The 14,761-nt window shown below is 65.3% G+C and carries 11 protein-coding genes; 5 read left to right on the top strand and 6 right to left on the bottom strand.

What is annotated here, in order from left to right:
* Positions 1-3 precede the first annotated feature (3 nt).
* Both ABIB78_RS17265 and ABIB78_RS17260 read left to right on the top strand, forming a co-directional pair.
* Positions 4-1,251, top strand: coding sequence for an efflux RND transporter periplasmic adaptor subunit (locus tag ABIB78_RS17265; protein WP_429026590.1), 1,248 nt, complete (start codon positions 4-6; stop codon positions 1,249-1,251).
* Positions 1,252-1,366: 115 nt separating this feature from the next.
* Positions 1,367-4,501 (top strand): efflux RND transporter permease subunit, encoded by a 3,135-nt coding sequence (locus ABIB78_RS17260; RefSeq protein WP_429026587.1) that lies wholly within the window; start codon positions 1,367-1,369, stop codon positions 4,499-4,501.
* Here ABIB78_RS17260 and ABIB78_RS17255 read toward each other — a convergent pair.
* Together ABIB78_RS17255 and ABIB78_RS17250 are read right to left on the bottom strand one after the other, a co-directional pair.
* Positions 4,494-5,462 (bottom strand): amidohydrolase family protein, encoded by a 969-nt coding sequence (locus ABIB78_RS17255; protein WP_429026584.1) that lies wholly within the window; start codon positions 5,460-5,462, stop codon positions 4,494-4,496. The genes ABIB78_RS17260 and ABIB78_RS17255 overlap by 8 nt on opposite strands.
* 138 nt (positions 5,463-5,600) lie before the next feature.
* Positions 5,601-7,019: a TolC family outer membrane protein gene (locus ABIB78_RS17250; protein WP_429026582.1), complete on the bottom strand. Its 1,419-nt coding sequence runs from the start codon at positions 7,017-7,019 to the stop codon at positions 5,601-5,603.
* A gap of 242 nt (positions 7,020-7,261) precedes the next feature.
* On the opposite strand from ABIB78_RS17250, the gene ABIB78_RS17245 reads away from it, so the two are divergent.
* Complete coding sequence (locus ABIB78_RS17245) at positions 7,262-9,124, top strand: acetyl-CoA hydrolase/transferase C-terminal domain-containing protein (protein WP_429026580.1); 1,863 nt, start codon at positions 7,262-7,264, stop codon at positions 9,122-9,124.
* On the opposite strand, the gene ABIB78_RS17240 is transcribed toward ABIB78_RS17245, so the two are convergent.
* Complete coding sequence (locus ABIB78_RS17240) at positions 9,121-9,900, bottom strand: enoyl-CoA hydratase (protein ID WP_429026577.1); 780 nt, start codon at positions 9,898-9,900, stop codon at positions 9,121-9,123. The genes ABIB78_RS17245 and ABIB78_RS17240 overlap by 4 nt on opposite strands.
* Before the next feature lie 127 nt (positions 9,901-10,027).
* Positions 10,028-10,705 carry a hypothetical protein gene (locus ABIB78_RS17235; RefSeq protein WP_429026574.1) on the bottom strand — a complete coding sequence of 226 codons (678 nt, stop codon included), beginning with the start codon at positions 10,703-10,705 and terminating at the stop codon, positions 10,028-10,030.
* 324 nt (positions 10,706-11,029) lie between these two features.
* On the opposite strand from ABIB78_RS17235, the gene ABIB78_RS17230 reads away from it, so the two are divergent.
* Both ABIB78_RS17230 and ABIB78_RS17225 read left to right on the top strand, forming a co-directional pair.
* The gene (locus ABIB78_RS17230; RefSeq protein WP_429026572.1) at positions 11,030-11,575 is read left to right on the top strand and encodes a sigma-70 family RNA polymerase sigma factor; all 546 of its coding nucleotides are present in this window, start codon (positions 11,030-11,032) and stop codon (positions 11,573-11,575) included.
* A gap of 2 nt (positions 11,576-11,577) precedes the next feature.
* A complete protein-coding gene (locus tag ABIB78_RS17225) occupies positions 11,578-12,216 on the top strand; it encodes an NrsF family protein (RefSeq protein WP_429026570.1) in 639 nt (212 codons plus the stop codon).
* A 33-nt stretch (positions 12,217-12,249) separates the two neighbouring features.
* Here the strand turns inward: ABIB78_RS17225 and ABIB78_RS17220 are convergent, their stop codons facing one another.
* Positions 12,250-13,356: a DUF2336 domain-containing protein gene (locus ABIB78_RS17220; protein ID WP_429026567.1), complete on the bottom strand. Its 1,107-nt coding sequence runs from the start codon at positions 13,354-13,356 to the stop codon at positions 12,250-12,252.
* 60 nt (positions 13,357-13,416) lie between these two features.
* Entirely contained in the window at positions 13,417-14,565 is a 1,149-nt protein-coding gene (locus ABIB78_RS17215) for a GGDEF domain-containing protein (RefSeq protein WP_429026565.1), read from the bottom strand.
* Positions 14,566-14,761: the final 196 nt, after the last annotated feature.

Here is a 14,761-nt window from a genome sequence, read left to right as displayed (position 1 = left end):
CGCATGGTGAAAGAGTTTACCAAGAGAATGCAGAGCTTTAGCCGACCGCGCCTGGTCCTTGCCGCGGCGGTGCTGGCGGTCGCCTGCGCGGGCGCCTATGGCTACACACGTTTCGGCTCAGAAAAGCAGACATCGTCGGAAGTCTCCAGCCAGTCCCGCAAGGGCTCCGCGCGCTATGCCCCGTCGGCGGCCGAGTGGACCAGCCTGACCTTCCAGGCCGTGACTGAGCACACCTTCCGCTCCGAACTGGTGACCGAGGGCAAGATCGGGATCGACGAGGACCGCTCCACCCCGGTCTACTCGCCCTATACCGGGCGCGTCACCCGCCTGCTGGTGCGGCCGGGCGATGCCGTGGTGAAGGGGCAGCCGCTGTTCGTGATCGAAGCGGCCGACACCGTGCAGGCGCAGAACGACTACGTCGCCGCGATCACCGGCCTCAACAAGGCACAGTCGGCGCTCGACCTCACGCAGATCCAGGAGAAGCGCGCCAAGGACCTGTCCGAGGGCAAGGCGATCCCGCTGAAGGACTATCAGCAGGCGCAGGCGGCGCTGGTGCAAGCGCAGAACGATGCGCGCTCGGCGCAGACGCTGTTGGAAGCGGCGCAGAACAAGCTGCACATCCTCGGCTTCGGCGATGACGCCATCACGACGCTGCAGCAGAAAGGCCGCCTCAATCCGGAGACGACGGTGTTTGCGCCGATCGGCGGCACCGTGGTCCAGCGCAAGGCCGGCCCCGGCCAGTATGTCTCGACCGGTGCCAGCGACCCGGTCTATGTGATCGGCGATCTCTCGACGGTCTGGCTGATCGCCTTTGTGCGCGAATCCGACGCCGACAATGTCGCGGTCGGGCAGGACCTCACCTTCAGCGTGATGGCGCTGCCAGGCAAGGTGCTGAACGCCCGGGTCAATTATGTCGCCGCCGCGATCGACGCGACCTCGCGTCGCCTCCTGGTCCGCGCCACCATCGACAACGCCGACAAGCGGCTGAAGCCCGAGATGTTCGCCAACGTGACGCTGTATTCGAAGGGCGATCACCCGGCGGTCGGCGTGCCGAAGCAGGCGCTGATCTACGAGGGCGACCAGGTTCGCGTGTGGGTCGCGCGGCCCGACGACAAGACGATCGAGCTGCGCCAGATCAAGCCCGGCCTCGTCAACGGCGACCTTGTCGAGGTGGCCGGCAATCTCAAGCCGGGCGAGCAGATCGTGACGAAGGGAAGCCTCTTCATCGACCGCGCCGCCTCCGGTACCTGACGGCATGATCCGGAAAAGGGTGAACCGGTTTTCGCTCGCGACAGACGCGGAATGCGTTTGCGCAGAGACCATGTTCAATCAAGAAAAATCCTTCCAGTTGAAAGCGCCGATCTGAATGGATCGCCTCGTCGCCTTTGCCGTCAATCGCCGCTATTTGATGGTGGCCATGTTCGTCGCCGTCTTCATCGGCGGCCTGCTCGCGTTCAAGCAGCTCAACATCGAGGCCTATCCCGATCCGACCCCGCCGATGGTCGACATCGTGACCCAGAGCCCGGGCCTCTCGGCCGAGGAGATCGAACGCTACATCACGATCCCGATTGAGACCCAGGTCGCCGGCATCAAGAACCTCAGGACCATCCGCACCATCTCGCTGTATGGCCTTTCCGACGTCAAGCTGCAGTTCTCCTTCGACTACACCTATGACGAGGCGCTGCAGCAGGTGCTCAACCGCCTGTCGCAGCTTGCGCCGCTGCCGGGCAACGTGCTTCCGGGCATCTCGCCGGTCAGCCCGATCGGCGAGATCTTCCGCTACCGGCTGAAGGGCCCGCCAAACTACAGCGTGCTTGATCTCAAGACGCTGCAGGACTGGGTGTTGCAGCGCCGCTTCCGCGCGGTGCCCGGCGTGATCGACGTCACCGGCTGGGGCGGCAAGACCAAGACCTATGAGATCCAGGTCGACTTCAACAAGCTGGTCGCCAACGGCCTGACTTTGCCGCAGGTGCTGCAGGCCGTTTCCAACGCCAACATCAATGTCGGCGGCAACACCGTGAATATCGGCTCGCAATCGGCCGTGGTGCGTGGCGTCGGCCTGATCCGTTCGGTCGACGATCTCGCCAACAGCATGATCTCGCAGTCCGGCGGCAATCCCGTGCTGGTCAGGGATATCGGCGCGGTGACCATCGGCGAGAAGCCGCGGCTCGGCATCGCCGGCATCGACAATGACGATGACATTGTGCAGGGCATTGTGCTGATGCGCCGCGGCGAGCAGAGTTCCCCGACCATTTCGCGCGTCGAGCAGCTCGTCAACCAGATCAACAATTCCTCGATCCTGCCGCCGGGCGTGAAGATCGAACGCATCTACGACCGCAAGGACCTGATCGATCTGACGACCCACACCGTGCTGCACAACATGGTGGTCGGCATCCTCCTGATCGTGCTGCTGCAATGGATCTTCCTCGGCGACCTCCGCAGCGCGCTGATAGTCGGCGCGACGATTCCGTTCGCGCTGTTCTTCGCCGTGATCATCCTGGTGCTGCGCGGCGAATCCGCCAACCTGCTGTCGGTCGGCGCGATCGATTTCGGCCTGATCGTCGATGCCACCGTGATCATGGTGGAGGCGATCTTCCGGCGGCTGTCGCAGACCATCGCGCTGTCGGAGGCGGAGCAAAGCCACATCTCCGAAGACACGGTGATGGGAATGAAGAGCCATGCGATTCTGTCGGCCGCGGCCGACGTCTCCCGCTCGATCTTCTTTGCCGCTACCATCATCGTTGCCGCGTTCCTGCCGCTGTTCACGCTGGGCGGAGTCGAGGGCAACATCTTCGGGCCGATGGCGCGGACCTATGCCTATGCCTTGGCCGGCGGACTGCTCGCGACATTCACGATCACGCCGGCCCTGAGCGTGATCATCCTGCCGGCGCATATCCGCGAAACCGAGACCTGGATTGTCAAGAAGCTCAACGCGATCTATCTGCCGGCCCTGAACTGGGCAATCGCCAACCGCAAGATCGTGATGGCCGGCGCCGCCGGCCTCGTGGTCATGACCCTCATCTTCGCGCGCTTCCTCGGCCTCGAGTTCCTGCCCAAGCTCGAGGAAGGCAATTTGTGGATCCGCGCCACGCTGCCGTCGACGATCTCGCTGCAGGAAGGCAATGCCTACGTCAACGACATGCGGCGGCTGATCCGCAGCCGTCCCGAGGTGGAATCCGTGGTGTCGCAGCATGGCCGGCCCGACGACGGCACTGACGCCGCAGGCTTCTTCAACGCCGAGTTCTTTGCGCCCTTGAAGCCGGTCAACGAATGGCCCGGCACGCGTGACAAGGAACAGCTCACCGCGCAATTGCTCGTGCAGTTGCAGGAAAAGTTCCCCGGGGTCGAATTCAACTTCTCGCAGTACCTGCAGGACAACGTCTCGGAGGCAGTGTCTGGCGTGAAGGGCGAGAATTCGATCAAGCTCTACGGCAGCGACCTGCAGGCTTTGACCGACACCGCCAACAAGATCAAGGCCGTGCTGTCGACCGTGCAGGGCATTACCGACCTTGCGGTGTTCACATCGCTCGGCCAGCCAACCATCCAGATTGATGTCGACCGTGCGCGTGCCGCGCGCTACGGGCTGGCGCCCGGCGACATCAACGCCACGATCAAGGTCGCGGTCGGCGGCGACAGCGCCGGTGACCTCTACGAACCCGGCAGCGACCGGCATTTCCCGATCATCGTCCGGCTGGCGCCGGAATATCGCAAGAGCGCGGAGGCGATCCAGAACCTGCGGATCGGGGTTGCGAGCGCGAATGGCGGCATCATGCAGATTCCGCTGAGCGAGGTCGCCTCGATCAAGCTGGTCTCGGGCGCCGCCTATATCTATCGCGAGCAGCAGGAGCGCTACCTGCCGATCAAGTTCTCGGTGCGCGACCGCGACCTCGGCAGCGCGATTCTGGAGGCGCAGCAGAAGGTCAATGAGCAGGTCCAATTGCCGCCGGGGTCGCGTCTCGAATGGGTCGGCGAGTTCGGCAATCTGCAGGACGCGATCAAGCGGCTGTCGATCGTGGTGCCGATCAGCCTCGTGCTGATCGCGGCGCTGTTGTTCTTCAATTTCGGCTCGATGGTCGACACCATGCTGGCGATGAGCGTGATCCCGATGGCGATCTTCGGCGGCGTGCTCGGGCTTCTGATCTCGGGCATTCCGTTCAGCGTCTCGGCGGCGATCGGCTTCATCGCGCTGTTCGGCATTGCCGTGATGGACGGCATCATCATCCTGTCGCAGTTCAACCAGCTGATCGATGAGGGCTATGACCGGATGCGCGCGGTGATCCGCACCGGCGAGCTGCAGCTTCGTCCGGTGCTGATGACCTGCGTCGTGGCAGGCGTCGGCCTGCTGCCGGCGGCGGTGTCGGAGGGCATCGGCTCGCAGGTGCAGAAGCCGCTCGCCATCGTCGTCGTCACCGGCATGATGCTGGCGCCGCTGGTGATTCTGGTCACCCTGCCGATCCTGATCTCCTACTTCTCGCGCCGGCCGAAGGACAACGTCAGGTAAAGCCGTAGAGCCGTGCGGGATTGTCGACCAGGATGGTCTTGCGCACTTTGGCATCCGGCGCCCAGACCGGGAGCTGGTTGAGGAGGCGGCCGTCGTCGATCTGGTACAGCGGCGTCACGTCAGTGACCTTCTTGCCCTGGGGCGTCACAGAATCAGGGTGCGGCCAGTCGGTGCCCCAGACGATGCGCTCGGCATTGGCCGCGATCAGCGCCTGCGCCAGCGGCGCGGCGTCGGCATAGTCGGGCGCGAGTTTGGAGGCGCGATAGGCGCCGGAAATCTTGACGTAGGCCTTGCCGGACTTGACGAGTGCGAGGAGGTCGGCAAATCCCGGCTGCCCTGTGCCAAGCGCGGCCTCGGCGCCGCCGAAATGGTCGAACACGACCGGCACCGGAGCGGCGGCGACCAGGTCCTTGATCGCGGAGATCATGGCGAGGCTGGTGAACAGCTGCACATGCCAGCCGCGTGCCTTCATCCGCTCGATCGCGGCCGAGAAGCGCTGCCGGCCGACATTGGGATCGTTGACGCCGCCGGTCGCGAGGTTGAGGCGGATGCCGCGGAAGCCGGCCTTGTGCATGGCATCGAGATCGCTCTCGCTGGTCTTGTCGTCGATCACGGCGACGCCCCGCGCCGTTGGTCCGCGGGCCGTCATGCCGAACAGGGTCGACGAATTGTCGGGGCCGTAGACGCTCGGCGTCACGATCACCACGCGCTCGACATGCAGCGCCTTGTGCAGCGCGCTCATCTCCTCCGGCGAGGCCGGTTCCGGTGTGTAGACGCGGCCGGCGAAGAACGGAAACTTCTCGGGGTCACCATGGATGTGGGTGTGGCAGTCGCACGCACCGGCAGGCACGTCGAAGTTCACCGGGGTCGATGGTTGCGCTGCCTTCGAAAATGCGTTGCTGCCGGTCATGGTGACTCCCGCTGCGATGGAAGCCAGCATCATATCGCGTCGCGTCAGCATTGGACGTCTCCCTGCGTGCTCGGCTGTTATGCGCGTGATCCGCGCACCGGCATTATCGGTTGCCGGCAGGCCGGGAGGTTATCGGCGGAGAGAGCGGGCGGAAAGGGTTCGTGCGCCGCGCGAACGGTTCCACAAAGCCTATTGTCCCGATGGCGTGCGCAGGCCCTGCCAGGCGTCGCGGACCTGATGGTAGTGTACCTCGGGCAGATAGTCCGGCGTCTTGAGATTGAGCGTCTTGACGTCGAGGCGCCCGCTCGCGCTGAGCAGTGTGTAGGAAGCGATCACGCGGTCGCGCTGCGCACCGATCAGCCGTGCCCGCGCCGTGATCAAGTCCTGCTGGGCGTTGAGCACGTCGACCGTGGTGCGCTGGCCGCCGGCGGCTTCCTTCTGCACGCCGGCCAGCGCGACCTCGGCAGCCTTCACCTCGGATTCGGAGGCCGACACGGCGATCTTGGCGCCCTCATTGGCGACCCACGCGCTGACCACGGCGGTCTTGGCCTGGTTGCGGACCTGGTCCAGCACGAGCCGGCTCTGCGCCGCCACTTCCTTGGCCTGCCGGGTCTGCGAGGCGGCGGTGCCGCCGTCGTAGATTGGTTGCGTGACCTGGCCGATCACCGAAGCTTGATCGGTGCCGAAGGTGCCGAGCGTGGGATCGGTGTCGCGGGCGCGGCTGACACTGCCCTGCACGGAGACGTTCGGCATCAGGCTGCTTTCGGCGACGCGGATCGAGGTCGAGGCGACGTCGACGTCAAAGCCGGCCGCGGTCACGGCGGGATGCTCGCGCAACGAAAGTGCGATCGCATCCTCTCGGCTGCGCGGCAGCAACCGGTCGATGGTGTCGGCCGGCCGCAATTGCGATGGCGGGCTGCCGACCACCTGCGCATAGGTGGCCTGGCTGATCGCGAAGTTGACCTCGGCGGCGTTGAGATCGGCGAGGCCGCGGTTGAGCCGGGCCTCAGCCTGGGCGGTATCGGTCGGCGTGACGTCGCCGGCGTTGAGGCGGCGCTGCGTGATCGCCTGGGTCTCCTTCAGGAAGGCGACGTTGGCGCGCTGCGCGTCGACCAGGGTCTGGTTGGCCAGCACGTTGGTATAGGCAGTGACGGCGTCGAGCAGCACGCCCTGGCCGACATTGCGCAAGGCCTCGCGGCCGGACCGCACCTGCAGCTCGGCGACGCGCACGCTATTGGCGGTCTTGAAGCCGTTGAACAGGGTCTGGGTCACCGTGACGCCGATCTGCCACGGCTTCAGCGTCGCGGTCTGGATGACATTGCCTGGCAGCTGGTCGCGCACCGCCTGCAGGCCGACCGAAAGGCCGGCGATGATCTGGGGGCGGTAGCCGGCCAGCGCCTGCGGCACGTTCTCGTCGGTGGCACGCTGGCGCGCCCGTTCGGCATTGAGCTGCGGATTGGTCTGGTAGGCCTTGACCAGGGCTTCGGGCAGGCTCTCGGCGCGGGCGCCGGGGCTCGCGAGCAGCGCGCATGCCAACGCCCCAAGGCCGATGCCCGACAAAAGCACGCGCCTCGCTGCATCGCCAACCCTCGCGGCACGCTCAACCATGTGATCCCGCAAACCAAAATCCCGGCAGTCCGCCCCCGCCGACGCCTTCGACACATCTACCTGTTTACGGGGCGGTATCGCCACAGGCAAACCGCCGCGCGACATCTGCACATCATTTCAGTTCTTGTCTGTTGCCGGTTCGTCACAGGCGAACGTAACAGTCATATGAAGTATAGGTTCGAACCGCCGGCCGCCGATTCAGCGACGCCGGTTATCCACTGTCTCCTCCGGGTGCATTGCTGATGCCCATATTCTTCTCCGACCCCGAGGCGATCGCGGAGCACGTCATTCGTGACGTCGGAACCGAACTGGTGGTCGGGCTGCCGCTCGGCCTCGGCAAGGCCAACCACATCGTCAACGCGCTGTATGCGCGGGCGGTCGCCGACCGCTCGATCAATCTGACGCTGTTCTCGGCGTTGACGCTGGAAAAGCCGAAGCCGAAGAGCCTGCTTGAACAGCGCTTCATAGGTCCGGTGATCGATCGGCTGTTCGGCGGCTATCCGGATCTGGCCTATGCGGATGCGCTGCATCGCGACGCGCTGCCGCCCAACATCAAGGTGATCGAGTTCTTCTTCCTTGCCGGGCAGTGGCTGTATCGGCCATTCGCCCAGCAGCACTACATTTCCGCAAACTATACCCATGCGGCGTCATACCTGTTGTCGCGCGGACTGAATGTCGTCCCTCAGCTGGTCGCCAAGCGTGTGGTCGACGGCGTGCCGCGCTACAGCCTCAGCTGCAACACCGACACGACGCTCGACGTCCTGCGCGCCCGTGCGCACGGGCGGGCGTCGTTCAAGCTGATCGGCCAGGTCAATTCCGGGCTGCCGTTCATGCCCGGGCCCGGCGATCTGCCGGCGGATGAATTCGCCGCGGTGCTCGACAGTCCGGACACCGATTTCCCGCTGTTCGCGCCGCCGTCGGAGCCGATCAGCGACACCAAATATGCGATCGGATTGCATGCCGCGGGTCTGGTCCGCGACGGCGGCACACTGCAGATCGGCATCGGGCAGGTCGGCGATGCGCTGGCGCAGGGGCTCGTGGTCCGCCATCGCGAGAACGCCCAATTCCACGGCATCATGCAGCGCCTTGCGCCCGGTACCGAACAGCTCGCAGCGGCCGAGATCGGGCCGTTCGAGAAGGGCCTGTACGGCGTCAGCGAGATGCTGTTCGAGGCGTTCCTCGGGCTGATCGATGCCGGCATCCTCAGGCGCGACGTCGACGGCGTGATCCTGCACGGCGCATTCTTCCTCGGGCCGCAATCGTTCTACCGCGCTCTACGCGAGATGCCACCGGAGCAATTGGCGCGCATCCAGATGATGCCGGTCTCTTTCACCAACGAGATTTTTGGCGACGAGGACGGCAAGCGCCGTGCCCGCGTCGATGCGCGCTTCGTCAACAATGCGATGATGGCAACGCTGCTGGGCGCCGGAATCTCGGACGGACTCGAGAACGGCCAGGTCGTGAGCGGCGTTGGCGGTCAGTACAATTTCGTGGCACAGGCGTTCGCACTTGAAGGCGCGCGTTCGGTGCTGGCGCTGGAGGCAACCCATCAGTCCGGCAAACAGACGCAGTCGAACATCCGCTGGTCCTATGGCCACGAGACCATCCCGCGGCACCTGCGCGATATCTTCGTCACCGAATATGGCGTCGCAGACGTCAGGGGGAAATCCGACGCCGACGTGATCGCCGCGATGTTGCAGGTGTCGGATGCCCGCTTCCAAAGCGAGTTGATGCGGCAGGCCAAGGACGCCGGCAAGCTGCCGCGCAGCTACGCGATTCCAGCGGCGCACCGCGAGAATTATCCCGAGCGCATCGGCGATGCGCTGAAGCCGGCGCGCGCCGCGGGTCTGTTGCCGTCATTCCCGTTCGGCAGCGACTTCACCGACGTCGAGCAGCGGCTGATTCCTGCGTTGCAGATATTGCAGCAGGCGCAGCGCACGCCGCCGCTACTCGCCGGTCTGCTGTGGCAGGGCATGCGGCATCCGCCCGAAGCCGCCGACCGCGAATGCCTGGCGCGGCTCGGCCTCGACAAGCCGACGCAATTCACCGAGCGCGCCTATCGCGCGCTCGTCACCGCGGCATTACAAAGAAGCCGGGGAGGTTAGCGGTTCTTGTTGACCGGCTTGCGCTTCTCGATGAAGGCCGCCATGCCCTCGGAGCGATCTTCGAGCGCGAAGGTCGAGTGGAACAGGTTGCGCTCGACATTCATGCCTTCCGCGAGCGGCGTCTCGAACGCGCGGTTGATGGCTTCCTTGGCCATCGCGGCGGCCGGGCGCGACATCGAGGCAATCTTCTCGGCTGCCGCGAGCGCCTCTTCCATCAGCTTGTCGGCCGGAACAATCCGCGACACGAGGCCGGAGCGCTCGGCTTCGGCCGCATCCATCATCCGTCCGGTGAGGCAGAGGTCCATGGCCTTCGACTTGCCGATCGCGCGGGTCAGGCGCTGCGTGCCGCCGATGCCGGGGATGGTGCCGAGGGTGATTTCCGGCTGGCCAAACTTGGCGGTGTCCGCGGCGATGATGATGTCGCACATCATCGCAAGCTCGCAGCCGCCGCCGAGCGCGTAGCCTGCGACTGCCGCAATGGTCGGCTTGCGGCAGCGGGCGACGCGGTCGCCGCCGATCGCGGTGAAGTCGCTGTTGAACATGTCGATGAAGCCCTTCGGCTGCATCTCCTTGATGTCGGCCCCGGCGGCAAAGGCCTTCTCGCTGCCGGTGATCAGGATGCAGCCGATCTTGTCGTCGGCCTCGAGATCGTCGACCGCCGCGGCGATCTCGCGGAACACGCCGAACGACAGCGCGTTCAACATTTTCGGCCGGTTCAGCGTGATGACGCCGACCGGTCCCTTGCTCTCGACGATGATGAATTCGAACGTAGCCATGACGCAAACCCCGTGCCTGATTTGCCGAGCAATGTGCCCGCTGGAGGGATGCGCTTCAAGTGGCTGAAACGAGGCTTTGGGCCGCGGTCCGGCGCTACCCCGCGCGGGCGGACCGCAGGCTCCTCGGCTAGGCCATGAACATGCGTGCGGCGGAGGCCACCGTGAGCAGGGCGCCGAAGCCGATGAAGATCTTCCCGATCAGCGAGGTCTGGTCCCAGCTCGCGCTGTCGCTGCTTGCGAGAACCGGGGCCGGCTTGGGTGCAGCAACAGCCGGCGGCTGCGCCGCGGGCGCCTCCTGCTGGGCCATCTGCGGTTGAACGGGTTGCGGCTGTTCCGGCGGTTGCTCCTGCTGCAGGGCCCGGTCGACGTCGTTAAGCTGGTCGGATGCGACCACGTTGCCGTCAGACTGCTGGTCAGCGGGCTTGTCGGCCGCGGCAATCAACGCGTTGGCCCTGACCGGCGTCGCCGCGGCATTGTCGTCGCCGGAGGTCAGCTCTGCATTGGCATTGGCGACCGTGGCGGGCATGCCGGCCGACGTCACGCTGCCGGCATCGCTGGTGGCCTTCTTGCTCTCGGATTTGTCCGCTGTCTTGTCAGCAGTTTTGGAAGAGTGTTGACGCGCGTGGCGCCGACCGTGCCGCGAACTCTGCTGCGCGGACGTGTCGGTCGTTGCGCTGTCGGATTTCGCCGTGGCGGGATCCGAACCGGCCGCACGCGCCGGCAACGGACCGGCGATACACACAAAAAACCCTGTCAGCCCTGTCGCAACCACCAAGGCCAAGCGCCCGCTGGCTTTGATCTTCATTCTGATGATCTCCCCATTTTGCCCGCCCAACGGCGAAATGAGACCCCGCTGCGTGTCCACACCGGGGCAAAAAAAGGGAATCTTCGGGCATCCAGGGGCGAAAGCTGGGCAATCTCCTCCGAGCGGAGGACCAACGAACGGCAGCCCGATGCTTGTCGGACCGATCGGTGTTATGAGCCAGACCGACTGAAACCCGCCGGAGCGATTCTTTGAGGCCGAGCGTTGGCGCGGTGACGCTGGAGTATCATGATCACGAGTTCGTGATATCCGGGCTTGCCGCGTAACGAACTGAAAGATCGGCCGAATTGCAATTCAGGAGCCTGCGTGCGCGAACGTGAGGATGAATGGACCGACCTGATGCGGTCGGCCATTTCAGGCAATGACGCGGCGTATCATCGCCTGCTCAAGGCCATCACGCCGGTACTCCGTGCCGCGGCGCGACGTGGTCTAGCGCGCGCGGGACAACCGGTCGATCAGTCCGAGGACATCGTGCAGGACATCTTGTTGGCGGTGCATTTGAAGCGACAGACCTGGGACGCGAGCGCCCCGTTCGCGCCGTGGCTGTTCGCGATCGCGCGCAACAAGCTGATCGACGCGCTGCGCCGCCGCGGCAAGCGCATCTTCGTCAACATCGATGATTTCGCTGAGACGCTGCCGGGGCAAACACCGGAGCCGACGGCGTCGCCCAGCGAGGTGACCGCCCAGTTGCAGGCGTTGCCCGCGCGGCAGCGCGACGTGCTGCAATCGATCGCGGTCGACAGCGCCTCGATCAAGGATACCGCGGCGAAATTCTCGATGACCGAGGGCGCGGTGCGGGTTGCGCTGCATCGTGGGCTCGCAAGCCTCACCGCGAAATTACGGGACCGATGAGCATGGATACGGATCAACTCATTCGAACCCTTGCCGCCGACAACACCTATCGTGCGCGTCCGATCGGTCTAGCGCTGATGTTGGCACTGCTGGCGGCGGCGCCGGTCTCGCTCTTGATCTTCTTCGCGGAGCTCGGCGTGCGGCCCGACGTGATGACCGCGATGCACAATCCGTTCTTCGACCTGAAGTTCGCGGTGACGCTGGCGCTCGCCGCTTCGGCGATCGCGGTCAGTCTGCATCTGTCGCGGCCGGAAGCCTCGCTGCGCCGCTTCGGCTGGTGGCTGCTGATTCCCGCCTGCATCCTCGTTGCCGCCATCAGCGGCGAGATGATGATGCTGCAGCGTACGCCGATGATGACGCGCCTGATCGGCAAGAATTCGATGGCGTGCATGACCGCGATTCCCGCGATGTCGCTGCCGCTGCTGGTCGGCGCGCTGTACGGCTTGCGGCAGGGCGCACCGGCGCGGCCGGCGGTCGCCGGCGCGGTTGCGGGCCTGCTCTCGGCAGGACTGGCGGCGACCGTCTACGCGTCGCATTGCACCGATGACTCGCCGCTGTTCGTCGCAACCTGGTACACGCTGGCGACCGCAATCGTCGCGAGCGTCGGCGCCCTGATGGGAAATCGGGCGTTGCGATACTGACTGCTTGTAGTCCGTATGGACCCAACGGGAAAATCAGGCCGCGGGCGCGGACTGCTGCATGCGGTGGAAGCGGAGCACCTGCTGCGCGGTGGATGGCCGCAGCCGCTCATAGGTGTCCTTGCAGGCCTGCAGGTCGGTCGGCTCGCCGCCCGAAATGTCGTCGCGCAGGTTGATGATTGCCCGCACCGTCGACCATGACAGGCCCGAGACCCTGGCCAGGATCATCACGCCCTCGGCGCGGGTTTCGATCATCATGTTCTCGGCGACGCTGACCGAGACGTTGGCGAGCGCGGCAAGCGAGGCATTGGTCTCGTCGAACTTGCCGGCCTCGGCGAAGGCTGCGAGCTGGAATTCGTCGAGCCGGCCGTCCTGGTAGAGCGACTTGACCAGCGCATGCGCGATCGTGGTGTCCGGCGTCACGGCCGCCGGCGCCGAGCGCGCGCGTCGCGTCGCTTCCTTCACCGCAAGCGGAATCTCCTTGGCCTGCTGAGGATTGGCGGCCTCGAGTCGCTGTCTGACCGTGTCCGACGCTTTGGCGACCAGCTTGAGATAAAGATGCCGTGGGATGCTCGGACGCAGGCCGACGCAGGTCGACAGGTTGTCGTCGCCTTCGGCACGGCTGACGAGGCGCGTGAAGCCGCGCTCGGTGAATTCCGCGCCGGGATTGTTGACGGCGCTCTGGATCACCTCGTCATTGCCGCGCAGCACCAGCACGTCGGTGACGGCGCCGCTCAGCGTCTTCCGGTTGGAGATCGCGAGCAGATGCGCCTGGCTCTTGCTGCGCGCCGTCTCGATCAGGTTGTCGTCGTCGAGCCGCGGCGACAGGGTCAGCACGGGGCCCGCGACCTCGATCAGGTCGTCGAATGCCAGGGTGCGGATGGTCTGCGGCGGCGCGATGTCGATCGGGGCAAGGCGGTTCGCGAGCAGCGCCTTGGCCGAGTTTTCGATGTGCTCGAGCAGGCATTGGAACACGTCATCGAACAGCACGATCTGCTCGTCCGAATAGTTCACCGAGCCGTTGATGAAGAGGTCGGTGACGCGGCGCAGCGTCTCGACACGGCGTGCGACGGTGCCGTGGGCGAGGGTCGTCTGCAGCTCGTCGAGCAGGCTTTCGGGGGCGGTCGCGGGCTTCGAACTCATGACTCTGTCCTGGAGCGGTGGCGACGGATTCTCCGGCGCCGAATAGGGAAATGAAAGGATTCAGGCGCTGGCGATGCGGTTGCGTCCCCTCGCCTTGGCTGCGTAAAGCGCGCCATCGGCGCGGGCGAGCAATGTGTCGGAGTTTTCGCGCGGCTTGAGCGTCGTGACGCCCGCGGAGATCGTCACCCGCATGCCCGGCGAGAACGCGCTCCAGTCGAGATCGGCGATGATCGCGCGCAGCCGCTCGAGCGCGCGGATCGCCTGGTCCTGCGACAGGTCGGGCAGCACCAGCAGGAATTCCTCGCCGCCGTAACGGCCGAAGCGATCAATGCTGCGGAGATTGGCGTACATGCCGATGGCGAAGGTGCGCAGCGTCTCGTCGCCAATCGGATGACCGTAGACGTCGTTGATGCGCTTGAAGTGGTCGAGGTCGATCAGCGCGACCGCGCAGGAGCTGCCATTGCGGGCGCAGCGCGCGATCTCCTCCTCGAGCGTGCGCATGATGCTGCGGCGATTGGAGGCGCCGGTCAGTTCGTCGAGCTCGGCGAGTTCCTCGATGCGCCGGTAGGCCTCCTTCAGCTTCAGGCCGCTCTGATACAGCGATTGCTGCATTGAGCTCGAGAAGATGCCGAGATACATGCAGCGCCCGATCGTCAGCGCGAACACCAGCATGGTGGCGAGGCGATCGATCCTGGTGCCGGTCGGCATCCCGATCGCCTTGTCGGTGCCGAGGAACAGCGCGGCGAGTCCCAGCACCATGATGGTCCAGATGATCGCGGTCTGCCGCGCCGAGGTACGCAGTGCGCCGAAGCCGAACACCACGAACAGGTTGCAGAGGAACAGCACGCCGACTTCCGGCGCGATGTAGGTGAACACCAGCAGGTTAACCATGTTGACGGCCGATTGCGGCGCGACCAGATAGTGGTCGCGAAAGCGCTCGTGAAAGCCGCGCTCCGAGAGCAACACGTAGACGGCGACCAGAGAGAGGCCGGTCAGGGCATAGCCCGCCGCCACCAGAGCCGACGTGGTGCCGCCATGCGCGTACACCAGCAGCACGACGGCATCGAGCACGAAGCAGGCGGCAATCATCGATTGGATCTGGCGGCGCTGCTTGGCCCGGCGCGTGAGGCGCTCGACCGTCAGCCTGGGACGGACGCTTTCCGATGTGTCCGTGATCGGGCTGGGAAGTGACGACGCCGCGCTGCCCATGGTCTCGCCATTGGTGAAATCCGGCGAAAATCTAAGTGGGAAAGCCTTTAGGTTTGGTATCTTTTGGAACCGAATCTGCTCCGGGGAAATGCGGTTATCATCCTTGTTTCGTAAGGGGAATCCGTTCACCGACGCGGAGCGGGAGCGATTCTGCCGGGGGGCTGGGCTGGCTTCGTGACCCTGCTGGCTTGCCGGC

The organism is Bradyrhizobium sp. I1.14.4 (assembly GCF_050435825.1).
Lineage (GTDB): Bacteria > Pseudomonadota > Alphaproteobacteria > Rhizobiales > Xanthobacteraceae > Bradyrhizobium.
This window is presented reverse-complemented; position numbering and strand designations above follow the sequence as displayed.